This window comes from Trichocoleus sp. FACHB-40 (assembly GCF_014695915.1).
Taxonomy (GTDB): domain Bacteria; phylum Cyanobacteriota; class Cyanobacteriia; order Cyanobacteriales; family FACHB-T130; genus Funiculus; species Funiculus sociatus.
In genome coordinates, this window is record NZ_JACJPF010000068.1 from 33,511 (window position 1) to 49,366 (window position 15,856).

Below are 15,856 nucleotides of genomic sequence, written 5' to 3' on the forward strand. Positions count from 1 at the left end.
TTAGACAAAGGTACGACGTTAACGGCGATTATCTTTGTGATGACCATCCAACCCCACAATCTAAAATCTAAAATTGTTAAGCTTCATCGTAGGGTTGTAAATCCAAGAGGTAGATGTATGGTTCAATTAACTCTGGACGCTGAAATGCGATCGCTCGCAGCAAATGCCAATCATCCAACCCTTCAAAAGGATTGTTGTATTCATCTCGCTCCAAACGGACAGCCAGTTGTTCCACGTCTGTCGTCGTCAGAGCCGAAATTTCCCGTTCAGAAATGCTAACAGTTGCCATTGACCGCGCCTCCCTCAACTTACACCTGTATTCGCATTGTACAGATGAAACATCCCATTTTATCTTAACGCTCTTACGTATTATTGACAGATGCAACGAAACTTCAAGTTTAAGAAACCAACGACGATTGGGTATTTGTTGTCACAAAATTTCGGACAACGCCTAAGACTTCCGGTAGAATTACGTGTCCCATGTTAAATTCATGATATTGCACGGATACGCCCAGTGCTGTTAAAGTATCCCGCGCTTTCTGGGCAGCACTCAGAGGCACTACCATATCTTTTGTACCATGCACAATTAATACTGGTGGATAACCTTGTTTAGATGGTTGAGAAATGGGATGTAAATATCCACTTAGAACCACCAAACCAGCCAAAGGCAAATTGAGTCCCACATCCAGCGTCATTGCGCCACCCTGAGAAAAACCCATCAAAATCGTGCGCGACAGGGGAACGCCAGTGGTACTCTCAAGAGATTTCAACCAGTCAGTTAGCTGCGTCTTGCTTTGCTCTAAGCCGTTCTGCTGCTCTTGGAAATAGTACCAAGCTCTCCCCGATGACATTTGGGGATGAGTAGAGGGAGCATTGGGAACCAAAAACTGATAAGAAGGTAAATTCAACAACGGGGTTAAAGATGCCAACTCTTGGGCATTACCACCGAAGCCATGCAAAACGACAATCAACCCAGCTGGTTGCTGTCCCTGAGATGAGGGAACGGAAATTACTGATAAAGACAGAATCTTACTCCTAAAAAAATGCGACCGATCAATCCGAGATGCCAGCGAAGCTCTCTTCTTTTAGGATAATGTGGCGATCGCAATCTAGGCTAATCCATCCTTGACCCTGGAGTTTGCTAAGGAGTCGCGTAATCGTGACTCTAGTAGTACCGATAGCACTGGCAATATTTTGATGTGTCAGGCGGACAGATAGACGAGTTCCGCCAGCTACAGGTTGCCCGACTTCCTGTTTCAATAACAGTAGTAGCCGATGCAAGCGATCCTCTACACGCCGATGTCCGACTATGGCTAAAAGCGCCTCTGTCTGTTGCATCCGTCGTACCATTTGCGGCAAAATTATCTGAGCCAAACGCCCCGAAGCTTCTATCTCTAGAATAGAAAACCACTTCAGGTAAACATCGGATAGGGCGTGGTATATTATTGCCGCGTTTGGTTGAGCTAAGGGATGAATTCCTTTCAGGGATTGAAATACCCACTGACCAAAGAACATGGAAGGTGCTGCCCAACCCAGCAGCACTTCGTCACCGTTAGCGCAAATTGTACTCATCTGCACCAATCCCCGATCTACTTGCCAGATACCCTGCGGCACTAGGGGAATTTCTTCATTTTTGGAGTAAAAATGCAACCGACGGGTTTCGTTCGGGTCGTATTGGTCTATTTCTAGAACTGAAGAAGAAAATGGGGGCATGGCTGCAAGAATCTCCAGCTATGAAAAACTGGCGTATTATAGCCAGCCCCACTCTAACCCCTGAAGGTAAAGATTAAGTAATGACGAGATTAAGTTAATGGCTAATTGTTTAACAATTAGCCATTAGCTATTAGCCATTAGATTTTGGTGCCGCAATCGGGACAGAATTTGTTGCTGGCGATGTTTTTGGCACCGCAGCCGCTACAGTAAATTAATTCTGTAGCTTTTTCCAATTTGCGGAGTTCTGGCAAGCCAATCATCTGAGCATTGCTCTTGCCAGGAGCTACCATTGGGTAACAGTTTTCGTCCTTTTTGACTCGGACATCCAAGAGAACTGGGCCGTTGTGGGCGAGCATTTCGGCGATCGCATCTTTCAATTCATCTCGACTACGAACAACCATCCCCTTAATCCCGAAAGCCTGCGCCAGCAGCACAAAATCTGGCATCCCCACTTGCATATTCGAGGACGAGTAACGCTCTCCATAGAAAGCTTCCTGCCACTGACGCACCATCCCCTGCCAGCCATTATTGATAATTACTGTCTTGACATTTATGTGATGTTGTGCAAGGGTTCCCAATTCCTGTAAATTCATCTGGAAACTGGCATCGCCGCTGATACAGATGACTTCATCATTTGGCAGAGCTACCTTGACACCCATCGCGGCAGGCATCCCGAAACCCATCGTGCCTAAACCAGCGCTAGAAATCCACTTACGCGGGCCATTCTTCAAGAATTGCGCCGACCACATTTGGTGCTGTCCAACGTCTGTGGTGTAGTAGGCATCTGGAGCCTGACGAGTTAGTTCCACAATCACTTCCTGCGGTGCCAGACTATCGGGATATTGGGGGACAATTAGGGGATAGTCTTCCCGCCAGCGATTAATCCGTTCTAGCCATGCTTGCGTCTGGATTGGGGTTCCGGTATCTGTTTCCTGACATCGGCGCAGCAAGTCAATCAAGACATTCCGCACATCGCCCACAATTGGCACTTCCGGAGCGCGGTTTTTCCCGACTTCAGCGGGGTCAATATCAATATGGATAACTTTAGCGCGGGAGGCAAACTCATCCAATTTGCCCGTCACGCGGTCATCAAACCTGGCTCCCACTGCTATCAACAAGTCGCACTCGCTCACCGCAAAGTTAGCGTAGGCGGTGCCGTGCATCCCCAACATTCCCAGTGCTAGGGGATGGTTTTCGTCAAATGAACCTTTGCCCATCAGGGTTGTGGTGACGGGGATTTGGAAACTTTGTGCTAGCTGTTGAATTTCTGGATGAGCGCCAGCTGCGATCGCGCCTCCTCCCACATACAATAAGGGCTGTTTGGCTTCCCGAATTAAATTTACCGCCGCATTGATTTGGCGAGGATTTCCCTTGACAGTGGGACGGTATCCCGGCAACTTCACTGAATTCGGCTCTACTGGATAATAGTCAAATTGCCCTAATGCAACATCTTTCGGCACATCAATCAAAACTGGCCCCGGCCGCCCGGTAGTGGCGATGTGGAACGCTTCTGCCACAATCCGCGCCATGTCTTTTTGATCGCGCACTACATAGGAGTGCTTTACAATTGGCAGCGTAATTCCGTAGATATCTGTTTCCTGAAACGCATCGGTGCCAATTGCTGCTAGAGCCACCTGACCCGTGACCACCACCATTGGAATCGAATCCATGTGAGCGGTGGCAATACCTGTCACCAAGTTGGTTGCCCCAGGGCCAGATGTTGCAAAACAGACACCCACCTGCCCCGTAGCACGAGCATAGCCATCGGCGGCGTGTGACGCACCTTGCTCGTGTCTTACCAAGATGTGCTGAATACCACCTCTAGCTTCTGCCCGATATAACTCGTCGTAAATCGGCAGAATTGCACCACCTGGATAGCCAAAAATATGCTTTACACCGTGGCGCATCAAGCTGTCAATCAAGGCATATGCACCTGTTTGACGGTTGTTGCTCATTTGACGTGTGGCTTCTTTTTCCGAGATGCTTTGCGATCGCACTTGTAGACCTCTCACTATAACTAACTGGTTTTTCTTAACTCTCGTATCTTTTGTATTTAATGAATGATGCCAACTTGGGGGTTAATTCTTAAGTCTAATTCCTTCTATCAGTTCCTGTCGAGCGATCTCTCAAAGTTGGGCATTGGGGAGGAGGTGACTAGGGACTGGGTAAGACTTATTTCCAATTCCCATCTTGCATAAGCAACCAATAAGTCAGTATTTCAGCTGAAGACATTAGGTAATCGGTAATTAGCCAACTTCATTACTCCCTACCTTGCACAAACAACTAATAAGTCAGTATTTCAGCTGAAGACATGAGGACTCTGCTTAGAATAATCTGCGCGAATCGGCTGAATTTTGGTAGAAGCAACAAACATTAAGTCGCCTAGTATACAAAAGAACAATCCCTAAATGCTAAGTTGTGTTACAAAGCATACAGAGCAGATAAAACATCCTTGACAAAGAGAATTGCTATCAGCTCCAGAAACAGCAATGAATGACACCAGAAAATAAGCTCAATGCTGGAATATATCACAAAACCTTTATTTTTAATCCAATTTATCCCCCATGGCCATTGCTATCTCTGGAAGCCTGGGTTGGTATCGCTGCATATAGCCTCCGACTTACTGATAGCGATGGCGTATTATTCAATACCCCTGATGCTAGTATATTTCGTTAAACAGCGTCGGGATATACCGTTTAACTGGATATTCCTGCTCTTTGGTGCCTTTATTGTTGCCTGCGGCACCGGACATTTGATAGAAGTGTGGACGTTATGGCACCCGGATTACTGGGTTTCGGGATTTGTGAAAGCGACAACAGCAGGAGTTTCCGTTTATACAGCTATGGAGCTAGTACCGTTAATTCCGCAAGCGCTGGCTCTCCCCAGTGCCGCACAACTAGAGGTAGCCAACCACAAACTACAAAGGGAAATCAATGAGCGCCAGCAGGCCGAGTCAAAAATCCGCTTTCAGGCGCGACTGTTGAATGCAGTGCAGCAGGCAGTAATTGCTACCGATATAGATGGAACAATTACTTATTGGAACCGTTTTGCACAAACGCTTTACGGCTGGTCAGAAGCAGAGGTAATAGGTAGTAAAATCGCGGAAATTATCGCACCGCCCTGTGTGCGATCGCAAGCACTTGAGATTAGATCCAGCCTCCGCACTGGCGAAAGTTGGTCTGGAGAATTTTTGATGCAGCGCCGAGACGGTAGTACCTTCCCGGCAATGGTGACAGACTCGCCAATTTATAACGATAAAGGTGAATTGATTGGAATTATTGGCATTTCCACAGACATCACCTATCGCGTACAGGCAGAAGAGGCATTGCGCGAAAGCGAACAACGCTACCGGACACTTGCCGAAAACAACACCGTGGGAGTCTGGCATCTTAGCGAAGATGGCTCCACAATTTACATCAATCCCACAATGTGTTCCCTGCTGGAGATAGAGGAAGCGGGAGAACTGGCAGGCAAAACCTTCCACGACTTCTTCACCCCTGAAAGCCTGGAGAAAATGGCGAACAAACACAGCAAAAGCCTGCAAGGACAACCCTCCAGCTACGAAGTGGACATCATTGGGAAAAATGGTTGCCAGCGCACAACCGCCTTCTCTTGTGCGCCCCTGTTCTCAGCAACTGGTCAATTGCAAAGCTTTATTGGAGCCTTCACTGATATCACTGAGCAAAAGTGGGCAGAAGCACAACTGCGACGGAATGTTTTTTATGACAGCCTCACAAACCTGCCTAATCGAGCTTTGTTGATATCTCGTCTGAAAGATTTAATTGAGACTGCAAAGGGGCGTCCTGACTATCGATTCGCTGTACTATTTCTGGATTTGGATCGCTTCAAACTTGTGAACGACTGTTTGGGACACTTCCTGGGGGATCAACTGCTAAAAGCGGTTGCTCAACGGCTGCAAGAGTGTCTGCGCCCGATTGATACAGTGTCACGTTTTGGCGGGGATGAGTTTGCAATTCTCCAAGACAACATCCAAGATGTCAGCGAAGCCGTCCACCTTGCTGAGCAAATTCACTCGGCGTTAGCATCACCATTTTACCTGGATGGACATGAAGTATTCACCTCCGCCAGCATTGGCATTGCCATAAATAGAGCTGGGGTAAAAAAACTGACGATGCAAGCAGGCTTGAGAACTTCAGGAGTGGTAGCGCAGCGGTACGAAGTACAGACCCAGTTAGAAAATAGCGGCCCGATACTTAAAAATTCCTCTAGTTCCTCTTCACTCAACCCTCAGCCCAGCCTCTGGGAAGGCGAAGCGTCTACATTACTTAGCACTCCTCTGCTTAGAACTGAATACAATCAGCCAGAAGACTTTCTCCGGGATGCTGATATCGCCATGTACCGCGCTAAGGGAGAAGGTAAAGCGTGCCACGTTGTGTTTGACTCAACTATGCACGAGAGAGCGATCGCTCACTTGCAGCTGGAGACGGATCTGCGACGGGCAGTTGAGCAATTAGCACTCGATCAACAACTGAGTGACAGGCCAGATGCGTATCTTACTAACTGCCAATTCCAGATTCACTACCAGCCAATTGTATTGCTCTCTACGGGTAAGCTGGCTGGTTTCGAGGCGTTGGTGCGCTGGATTCACCCAACACAAGGCATGATTTCTCCAGTCGAGTTCATCCCCATTGCCGAAGAAACTGGTCTGATTGTACCCCTTGGCTGGTGGATACTGCGCGAAGCCTGTCATCAGATGCGGACATGGCAGCAGGCAAATGGCAATAGTTGCAACTCCCTAACTATCAGCGTTAATCTTTCCGGTAAACAGTTTCTGCAACCAGATTTAGTTGAGCAAATTGACCAAATTCTCAAGGATACTGGTTTGCAAGCAAGCTGTTTGAAGCTGGAAATTACTGAAAGCGTTCTCATTGAAAATGCGGAAGCTGCAACTGTTAGTTTAGAGCAACTGCGATCGCGTCAGATTGAACTATCCTTGGATGACTTCGGTACAGGATACTCTTCCTTGAGCTATCTGCACCGTTTTCCCATCAATACCTTGAAAATTGACCGTTCTTTCGTAAGTAGACTGAGGACATCTGGCAATAGCAGACAGGCAAGACTGCCTCTACAGATTGTCCAAACAATTGTAACCCTTGCCCATAATTTGGGAATGGATGTAGTCGCCGAGGGAATAGAAACTCCTCTTGAGTTAGAGCAATTGCGACTTCTTGGCTGCGAACATGGACAAGGATATCTTTTCTCTAAGCCACTCAATGCCGTAGCAGCAGAAAAGTTCATTGATTTTAGATGAGGGGCTGGGGACTGGGGGCTAGGGACTAGGAACAAGGGACTAGGGACTGGGTACTAGGAACAAGGGACTGGGTAAGAATCCTCCCAATCCCTAATCCCCAATCCCCAATCCCCAATCCCCAATCCCTAAATCGCATCTTTCAAAACATTGCGGGTATTTTGCCACGCCCAAATGCCCACTACACTAACAACGATACTCATTGCCAGAAGAACGCCTCGCAGACCAAATTTATCCGTCAGAGGGCCTGCGATCGCTAACGGCAAACTTAGAGCAATATTAACCACATTATTCTGAAACCCAAAAACTTTACCCCGCATCGATTCCGATGTTTGCTGGTGAATCAAAGTTTGCATCGGTACGCCGATTAAAGATGCCCCTAAACCCAACAAAGCACTCAGCCCTAAACCCAGCCAAAGTCGGTGTGTAAAGCTAAACACACCCAAAACAAACGCCATACTGAGAAAACCAAACAATGGTAACGGTTTTTGGTGAAAGCGATCGCCCCAGTGTCCCAATATCCCCGCACCTAATACCATCCCCACCCCAGCAGATGCCAACAGAAAGCCAAACTGTTCTGATTTCAGTCCTAGCTTCTCGGAAAGATCGATCGCCAGCACCGTTAACGCCGCAAACACTGAATACAAAATCACCAACTGGAACATTGCATTCCTAACCAGGCGGTTTTGCCACAGATAACGCAACCCCGCTTTCAAGTCGCTTATCGGATTAATTGCTGCCTGTGGATTGATAACCGCAGGATCTTTAATCTTAACGAACATACTAATAATCGCCGCTAACAGGTAGAATCCGCCAACCAAAAATTCTTGACTAGATTCTCCACCCAAACTTCTAGCCAAACTCAACACAGGTTCCCCGACAGCGAACCCCACAATCAAAGAACCCATCATCGTCGTGGTGAACAGCGCATTAGCCGTCATCAAATTTTCGCGCCGCACCATTAACGGAATAGCCGCCTGTTCTGCTGGGGCAAAAAATTGAGTTACCGCAGAACTCAAAAACGTAATTACCAACAAGATGCTAAACTTCTGTGGCAATAAGGGAATTAATATTGTCAAGCCAAAGCGCAGCAGATCGGAAGCAACCATAACTTTCTTCTTAGGAAAGCGATCCACAAACACGCCAGCAGCTGAGCCAAACAGAATCGCGGGTAGCGTAAAAGCGACCATCAGAGCTGATCGCATGGAATTTTCCATTTCGGGAGCGAACTGATATTCGCTCAGCAAAGCAATCAGCAAAACGAAGAATACTTTATCTGCTATTTGGGACAATATCTGCCCAACCCACAGCACCATAAAGGGTCGGTTCTTCAACAGAGCGTGAAATCCGCTCCCAGATGGAGGGGGGTCAGATGGAAACATAGCAATTGTTCAGGAGCTTCTTATCTACAACCCTAGTTTGCGCTCTAGAAGGTAAATTGTGCCACTCTAGTAGACACTTTTTGCTTAATTTAAAAAATTTCACAGACTCGCCAAGCATTTGCCTAAGTTTATATGCTACATGGTGCGTGACACCTTCACGGCTGGCACAGCTCATTGGGAGGCACTGCATCTATAACAGTTGGAACCGGATCTAACTGAAGTTGTTGCTTTATGTATAAATTCTTATTAATTTACCAATAATTGTCACTTCCTAAATTACGCAATCCTGCCCTTGACAAACTTCATGCTGTTTTAACTTTTCAATAAATACCTGAAGCCCGATCCTATGTTAAGTTAGTCACTGGGAATTTAATTCGGCTGAGCGAGTTTGTTGTCTTACATTGACAGGCATCTCTCCGAATCGAAGTCTCTACACCATCTGATGAAGTGAGATACTCCATGTCAATCTATGTAGGCAACCTATCCTACGATGTCACGCAAGAAGACCTCAGCCAAGTTTTTGCTGAATATGGAACTGTTAAGCGTGTTCAACTACCTACCGACCGAGAAACTGGTCGTCCACGCGGCTTTGGTTTCGTAGAAATGGAAACTGACGCTGAAGAAACTGCTGCTATTGAAGCTCTCGATGGAGCTGAGTGGATGGGCCGCGATCTAAAAGTCAACAAAGCCAAGCCTCGTGAAGATAGAGGGCCCTCCGGCGGTGGCAACCGCAGGCCTAGTGGTGGCTTCTCTCGCCGTTACTAAATCTTGAAATTAAGAATTTAACTCGGCTAGTCTCCCACAGATTGGCGCTTCCACTGCTAAAGGCTCTCCTTGGATCTTCTCAGGATAAACATTTTGGCAGTGGATTTTTTCTTGACACACTATTAACCTTAACAACCAGATTATTATCTCTAAGTTGGAGAAGGAACTATCAACCTTCTTTAGTTTCCGGTTTGGTTTCTTGTTTAAATTAATATTAGAATCCGGTGCAGACTTCGTGTCTTGCACCGGATTTTAATATTAGTCAGAACGCGGTGGTAGTTCAGAGGGTGAAAGGGAATCAGGATCGCTTAGTGAGGGGGAACCAGGGGCGGGTGATGCGGCGGCACCTGGAGCGGCAGGTGAGACGGCGGCACTCGGAGCGGCAGGTGAGACGGCGGCACCAGGGGCAGGAGGAGGGGGAGATCCTGCACCAGTATTCCCAGCTGACGCACCCGCAGCAGGGGGTGGAGCAATCGGTAGCGGTGGTGGAATGGGTGGAGCTGGGACTAACGTTGGTGCGGTTGAACCTTTAGCGCCTGGAGCCGGAATTAAAGGTGGAGGAGCTGGAGGAGGCGGCGGCTCAAAGGTTTCAATAGTAACTGCGCGACTAATTTGTTCGCCAGCAGCATTTGTTACTTGCAAGGTAAGAGTTTCGCTACCAGGTTTTTGGCTGATGGTGTAGGGGAGACTACCAGAAGTCGGGACGTTTCCAGGTGAGGGAAGCAGCTGCACTTTTATATCTTTGCCGCCTTCTACTTTCCAAGAAATTCTAAAGATTCCCCCAGGTTTGTTCTTATTAATTGGAACAAGATATTTCGCCAGAGCCTCTTGATTATTGATTTTAAATTCTACAATTTTGGAGGGCTGAGCTTGAATTTTAATAGCATCAGTTTTTTTGGTATCTGATGGTTCCTCTTGTCCGTTGTTGGGAATTACTGCGAGTTCAAAAATGTAGTCTCCAGGTTTACGGGCATCTGTAGGTACATTTTTGCATAAGAGTCCAACTTCGATGGAACAATATTTCTTCAAACCTACAGCAATCCCTTCGCTGAAGTTATAACGCTTCAAAACACTTGTGACTTCACCTTCAGGCGATCGCCCGATTAGCTGTAATTCTTTAATTTGATCTCTGTTGATAATTCTCCAGTTGAGGAGGATTTTATCGTTGGGTGTGTTATTTGGTGGAACTGCTAATCTTTCTTGGTAGACAGGTAGGCTAGAGGAAAACTCGACAATTTTTGGAGGAGCTATCGGCTCGATTTTAATTACGTTAGTTTTTAAAATATTAGATGCTATGTCTTTATTATTCTTGGGAAATGTTTTTAGTTCAAAAACATAGTCACCAGGTTTGCGGGCATCTGTACGCACATTTTTGCAGATTAGTATCTGCCGAATAGCGCAGAAGGACTTAAGCTGATCTGGGACTCCTCGACTAAAATCATAAGATATTGGTTCAAGGGCAGCTGTACCATCAGGTGATTGACCAGTGATGGTTAGCGAGTTTAGTTGTTGCGGGTTGCGAATTTGCCAAGAGAGGCGGATAAAATCACCTTCAGCGGCTTGATAGAAATTGTCTTGAGAGCCGAATTCAATAACTTTTGGTGATGGCTTTGGCTTAAAGAATAGCAACCAAACGAGGAATGCGATCGCAGCGACAGTTCCCAACACAGTGAGCAACACCAGCAAAAACTGCCACCAAGGACGCGGCTCCCAATACAAAGTCCCCTGCGGCGCATCATTAATTAAAGGCAACTGCTGCGTATCTTCAATTTCAACGCCGAAGTTGATCAGCCGTCCGCCCCCATAGATTGGGCGACGCCACCACTTGAGCGGTTTTACCTTAATTTCCGCCGTAGCTAAGGAAAAAGGCGCTATCCGCAGCATAGTCGGCAACACTGTGTAACTACACACATCCTCCTCATCTAAACTTTTAGCTCGTACAATGACTTCCCGCGATATGTTACCCGAATTGTTCAACCTAACCTCATACAGCCCGGCTAAACGCCGCACCTTGCCCACCAAGCTGCGAAATTCTACAGTCAGCAGGTAAGTCGGGAGAATTTGTAAGTACACCACATCCAGCAACACCAAGTCTGGATTGTTCGCAGAATATAGCCGCACGGTGGGAAAGTAAGTTCCCGCCACAGCGTCCATTGGCGGATTCAAAAACAGGAGGATGTCGCCCTTCTCTCCGGGGTTAAGGTCTAATGCAGTGGCAGTTGTTACTAATCCAGGTGAATTTAAACCCTCTGGATAGCGCACGGTATACCATTTTTCATTGAGTTCAGGACACGTCAGCCGAAAACGGTCTACTCGGTCAGAGCGGTTATGTATGCTCACCGCAACTTGCAACAGCGCTCCGGGTTGCAGAAGGGCAGGTGCAGCAGAACTCGTAGGCGGCGAAAGACTGAAAGTAGGGTCGCTGACTCGGATAGCAGCCTCAACTGGCGGCAAAACCTGAAGTCGGCTGTTATGTCGAATCGGAGTATCTTCTGGGTAGTGCAGTGGCGCATCAACCACTAACAGGTAGTTGTAAGTGTTGGGTTTAGCCTCCAGCGGCACCTCAAACTGAAATATAACCTCACTGGTGGAGTTGGCACCCAAAGCCAGCCGCTCATGGGGATTAATACACCAGTTGCGGGGATAGGATACTTCATCGATAAAAATATCAATTAAGGCGCTCTGATTGCCCTTGTTACTTACGGTGACGCACAGATCGAAGTTACTCCCGGCTACGAGGGCATAATCTCCACTGGGATTGAGGATAACTGAGAGGGGATTACCAGGAGCCAAAGCCTGTTGAATGGTCTGCTGCTGGGTTCCTCTTTTGGCAGCAAGACGAATCCGGTAGCGTGCCTCGCCTGCAATTTGCATTTCTTGCACGAAGCCTTGATCTACCAACTCATCCATAATAGCGATCGCATCTGACTGTGTGAAGTCAATGCGCTCTGCTACCTCAGCCAAGCTGACATCTGATTTTTTTCGCATCATCCATTGGACAACCTGCCGCTGCTCCTCCGGCAGCGTCAGTATATCCACCACATTCAGACCGCCGGAGCCTTCCGGCTCTTGTCTCCCCGTCTCTGCCCCAGAAGGGTTTAAGTGCTGCCTCGTCATGTTTCCCCCTCTACAAAAAAGTAGCGATTGGGGGCTAGGGACTGGGGACTAGGGATTCCCAATTCCCAATCCCCAATTCCCAATTCCCAATCCCCAATCCCCAATCCCCAATCCCTATTCCTGGTTCCCGCACTGCGCGTTACGTGGTCGCTCCACACGGTCTAATTTCACCTCATGATCATCGCTTCCACTAGCCACTAAAATATATTTCCCTGTCTGCTTAATATCAACACTATTGATCTTTTCAGACTCCTTCAAAGACTGATCGATTTTTTTCCCTTTCGAGAATTGCGGATCGCGCTTACCTTCAGCCGTCAGATACCAAAGCATCACTTTTCCATCATCCCCGCCACTTGCTAGGTAGCAACCATTAGCGCTTAGAGCCACCGAACGAACTGGTTTGCCGCCGTGACCATCAGACCATTCATCTAAAACCTCACAAAGCCCCTTTTCGGCAAGGCATTGTTGCATATTCCACAAGGTAATGTAGCCTTGGTTATCAGCAGTTACCAAAAGATTAGGGTTGTATTCAGCACTATCCAAGCTGACAATATAATCTTCCTGACCGCCTTTGCGGGGATAGGACACCCGCCCCCATTTGTCTTTTTCTAAGTTCCACGCTACCAATTGGTTATACCGTCCGCCAATCATCAGGTTTTTACCTGCTTTCCCCACCAGCGCTAAAGAATTCACCGCAAAGTCAAATTTCTTGCCCCGAAGAGGTTGATTGTTAGGCGTGTTAATGTTGGTGCGTTCCACATCCCACACCAACACCAAACCGCTACCGTGACCACTGAATAGATAGCGCGAGTCTTTCGAGAACTCTAAAGCCAAAACCCGGTCATCTTTTTGGTAGGAGAAAGAACTTATCGGGTCTTTCCCATTACCCAACACATCCCACAGTTTTATTTCCCCATTTTCCAATCCTGCCGCCATCAGATCGTTGTCTACAGGTTTATAACGAACAGTTCGCACTCCCTTTTCGTTTCTCCCAATTACTCCCATCTGTTGGTTGATTAATGGATTGAAAAAGCCTGCACTCAGCCATCTAATCGTAGTTTGGTCATTAGAACCGCTGACAACTTGTTCGCCTACTCCATTGAATTGCACAGAAGTAACAGCTTCCTTATGACCCCAAAATGGGTTTTTAGGGTTAAGCCACGAGAGCCACCAGAGCAGGAATAATAATAAAAACCCACCTACCAACTGCATCCAAATTGGTACAACAGCTAAAACACGCAATTTCAGGATTTGAGTGTCGTTGCGTACATCCAATCTATCGTCCGATACCACAGCCTTGACTTCAAACAAAAATCTTTGCGGCAATATCCCCAACCAGCGCCGCCGCTTCTTGTTAGCCACCAGCAACAACTCGGTTGTCTCACCCGGAGCTATTTGCGAACTTTCAGGAATCACCTCTAACTTAAAGGCACGCGGCTCTTCTGCGTGGACTTCAACACTCACCTGCTGAGTTAAATTGCTGGCGTTGTCGAATTGAATTTTATAAGTTGCAGCGTTTGATTTCCAGTTTTTAAGTTGCCAGCGGTTGCCAATGGGTATCTGATGTAAAGCTGGGGTACAAAGGAAGTCCATAAACCCCCCAGGAGCAACCATTATCGCCCCTTGGATACTAGATGAGGGGCCGTTTACCTGTTGGCATTCGATGGTAAAAGGGTATGTTCCACTGGGAGCGAGTCCGGCGCTCGGTAATTGGCATAAGAAAATTGTCTCTGTTTTGGTGGCAGCAGGAACTAGCAATTTTCGGTCAGTTCCCTCTATCAACCAGCTGCGTTCTACACCTAACAAATGCAGTACAACATTCGCGGGTGATTGACTGGGATTATAAACGCGGACCTGTATTTCTAGCAGGTCTGTCGGATGAGTTTTAAATTCTCGGACTGGCAGTTCCAGCTGCATGGGTATAGAGCCGATTCCCTGCTCAACCGCCAGACGCAAAAGTTGTCTTTCTTCCTCCCGCAGTTCTAGGGAGAAAATGCGTACTGTGATGTTCATTTTGCCGACAAACCCCGGAACAGGTGTATCGGTAATAGTTACATAAAACTTTGTACTATCTCCTGGCGGTTTTTTAGCGCTTATTCCTGGTGAAAGGTTGTACCAGCGAGAACCTAAGTTACCATCGGTACCAGCGGCTATAAGCTCTACTTGAAAAGTAGCAAACTGTTCGCTTTCATTAGTAACACTTACTTCAAATGAAGCTGTGTTTCCTCCTGGTTTTAATCGGAGTACCTGTGTGGAGATACTTGCACTAATAAGACTCTTTGCCATAGTTCTTTGTTAGTAAGAATTGCCTAATAACTCAGGCAACCTGCCAGGGTTATTTATGATTAATTTAAAATTGGAGTTTGTCAAAAATAGCTTGCTTTGTAGAAACAGGCGTTTCCGGAGCGATCGCTACTACACTTCCTGCTTTTATTAACTGCGTCATTTGTCTTCGAGCTTGGGCAAAATGTAGCAGGTTAATTCCTAGCTCTTGGGCGGTACGGATGGTTTCTCGCGACAGGAGAAGCTTGTCATCTAATCCCCAAGCTGGTGACAGTTCGCCAATTACTAAAATGATTCCTCCCCCATAACCCATTTGAATTTGCTGATTATTCAGTGTGGGTAGCGCTGCAAATAAAAAAGGCTTGGTGCGTAAAGGGTGATTTCGACTCAGGCGTTTGATATCTTCTAGAGGTGTTCCTAGTTGTTGGGTGATAGCCATGACACTTTCTATCAGATTTATGGCATCTGTAGGAGCATCTACTAGCAGAATACCGCCTGTATCTAAATAATTTCTCAAAGCTTCAAATTCTTGTTGGTTCAGATTAAGAGATCGCTTACCAGCTAGGTAAAGTAGGTCATAATCTGAAATTTTAGAGTCTGCTAAAGTTACTCGTCCAATTGTGTCTTCTCCCTGTAAACTTGGGTAAAGAGCAGCAACAGCATCTACCAGGTAGGAAAGATTAGTAAAACTGCGCTCGTCGGCGGGTTGCGATCGCATTATATGGGCAACTCGGACAACTGCTGCTGGACGCGATCGCGCAACTGTTCGGTAGCGCAAATCTAAACTATTAACTGTGGGGAAAAATACATCCTTGGGATTCTCTAATTGTTCCGCCTCTGGTTGCAAGAGAATTCGACACAATTCAACTTCCAAATCACTTGGCGGAGTCATTTTTTCGTCAATTCTAAAAGTTTCCCTTTCAAATTCACGCGACTCTTTCCGGCGCAATTTCTCTGGATCTACATAACTAACCACCAAATAAACCATTTGGGGATTTTGTGCCATCTCACCCGACACCCGAAATTCAATTGGTTCGGGAACTACAATCGGATTTCCCATTAAATCTATGGCAATTCCCGGCTGAATTTGCAGCCAACGTCCATCCCGAAATTGCGGCGCGACATCTGCTGGTGGTGAAATCAAATGTACCCCTAAACCAGAGACAATTCCTGGCTGATTCAAAGACTGATAATGAATATTTTGGCGTTGTCGATGGTACTCATGCGATCGCCGCCAGCGGTCGGCGTTCATTAGTAGACCGTCAGTGACGTGTAAGCGCTCTAAAGGGTTGGTGGATGGTGGGGGAAACATAGTTGCTAAATTGCT

At 46.9% G+C, this 15,856-nt stretch carries 10 protein-coding genes; 2 read left to right on the forward strand and 8 right to left on the reverse strand.

The window, feature by feature from the left end:
• Positions 1–76 precede the first annotated feature (76 nt).
• The 4 genes from H6F63_RS16050 to ilvB form a co-directional block, all read right to left on the reverse strand.
• The gene (locus tag H6F63_RS16050; RefSeq protein WP_190638583.1) at positions 77–289 is read right to left on the reverse strand and encodes a DUF2555 domain-containing protein; all 213 of its coding nucleotides are present in this window, start codon (positions 287–289) and stop codon (positions 77–79) included.
• A 109-nt stretch (positions 290–398) separates the two neighbouring features.
• Positions 399–1,025 (reverse strand): alpha/beta hydrolase, encoded by a 627-nt coding sequence (locus H6F63_RS16055; RefSeq protein ID WP_190638649.1) that lies wholly within the window; start codon positions 1,023–1,025, stop codon positions 399–401.
• Between the two features lie 28 nt (positions 1,026–1,053).
• Positions 1,054–1,713 (reverse strand): Crp/Fnr family transcriptional regulator, encoded by a 660-nt coding sequence (locus H6F63_RS16060; protein ID WP_190638584.1) that lies wholly within the window; start codon positions 1,711–1,713, stop codon positions 1,054–1,056.
• Positions 1,714–1,850: 137 nt separating this feature from the next.
• Positions 1,851–3,710, reverse strand: coding sequence for a biosynthetic-type acetolactate synthase large subunit (ilvB, locus tag H6F63_RS16065; RefSeq protein ID WP_190638650.1), 1,860 nt, complete (start codon positions 3,708–3,710; stop codon positions 1,851–1,853).
• 635 nt (positions 3,711–4,345) lie between these two features.
• Here ilvB and H6F63_RS16070 point away from each other — a divergent pair.
• Entirely contained in the window at positions 4,346–6,985 is a 2,640-nt protein-coding gene (locus H6F63_RS16070; RefSeq protein WP_190638585.1) for a bifunctional diguanylate cyclase/phosphodiesterase, read from the forward strand.
• A gap of 125 nt (positions 6,986–7,110) precedes the next feature.
• Here the strand turns inward: H6F63_RS16070 and H6F63_RS16075 are convergent, their stop codons facing one another.
• A complete protein-coding gene (locus H6F63_RS16075; protein ID WP_190638586.1) occupies positions 7,111–8,364 on the reverse strand; it encodes an MFS transporter in 1,254 nt (417 codons plus the stop codon).
• Positions 8,365–8,823: 459 nt separating this feature from the next.
• Here H6F63_RS16075 and H6F63_RS16080 point away from each other — a divergent pair, with 459 nt between their 5' ends.
• On the forward strand, positions 8,824–9,129 hold the full coding sequence (locus H6F63_RS16080; RefSeq protein WP_190427022.1) for an RNA-binding protein: 306 nt from the start codon (positions 8,824–8,826) through the stop codon (positions 9,127–9,129).
• A 258-nt stretch (positions 9,130–9,387) separates the two neighbouring features.
• Here H6F63_RS16080 and H6F63_RS16085 read toward each other — a convergent pair whose 3' ends face one another.
• From H6F63_RS16085 to H6F63_RS16095, 3 genes are all read right to left on the reverse strand, one after another.
• Positions 9,388–12,246, reverse strand: a complete 2,859-nt coding sequence (locus H6F63_RS16085) for a hypothetical protein (protein WP_199298073.1) — start codon at positions 12,244–12,246, stop codon at positions 9,388–9,390.
• Between the two features lie 114 nt (positions 12,247–12,360).
• Positions 12,361–14,532 (reverse strand): hypothetical protein, encoded by a 2,172-nt coding sequence (locus H6F63_RS16090; RefSeq protein ID WP_190638587.1) that lies wholly within the window; start codon positions 14,530–14,532, stop codon positions 12,361–12,363.
• 64 nt (positions 14,533–14,596) lie between these two features.
• Positions 14,597–15,841, reverse strand: coding sequence for a DUF4159 domain-containing protein (locus H6F63_RS16095; RefSeq protein ID WP_190638588.1), 1,245 nt, complete (start codon positions 15,839–15,841; stop codon positions 14,597–14,599).
• Positions 15,842–15,856 lie beyond the last annotated feature (15 nt).

Bases quoted from the DNA above. Each gene is read 5' to 3' on its own strand.
- H6F63_RS16050 (WP_190638583.1), bottom strand. From the start codon at position 289: ATGGCAACTGTTAGCATTTCTGAACGGGAAATTTCGGCTCTGACGACG.
- H6F63_RS16060 (WP_190638584.1), bottom strand. From the start codon at position 1,713: ATGCCCCCATTTTCTTCTTCAGTTCTAGAAATAGACCAATACGACCCG.
- H6F63_RS16070 (WP_190638585.1), top strand. From the start codon at position 4,346: ATGGCGTATTATTCAATACCCCTGATGCTAGTATATTTCGTTAAACAG.
- H6F63_RS16075 (WP_190638586.1), bottom strand. From the start codon at position 8,364: ATGTTTCCATCTGACCCCCCTCCATCTGGGAGCGGATTTCACGCTCTG.
- H6F63_RS16080 (WP_190427022.1), top strand. From the start codon at position 8,824: ATGTCAATCTATGTAGGCAACCTATCCTACGATGTCACGCAAGAAGAC.
- H6F63_RS16085 (WP_199298073.1), bottom strand. From the start codon at position 12,246: ATGACGAGGCAGCACTTAAACCCTTCTGGGGCAGAGACGGGGAGACAA.
- H6F63_RS16090 (WP_190638587.1), bottom strand. From the start codon at position 14,532: ATGGCAAAGAGTCTTATTAGTGCAAGTATCTCCACACAGGTACTCCGA.
- H6F63_RS16095 (WP_190638588.1), bottom strand. From the start codon at position 15,841: ATGTTTCCCCCACCATCCACCAACCCTTTAGAGCGCTTACACGTCACT.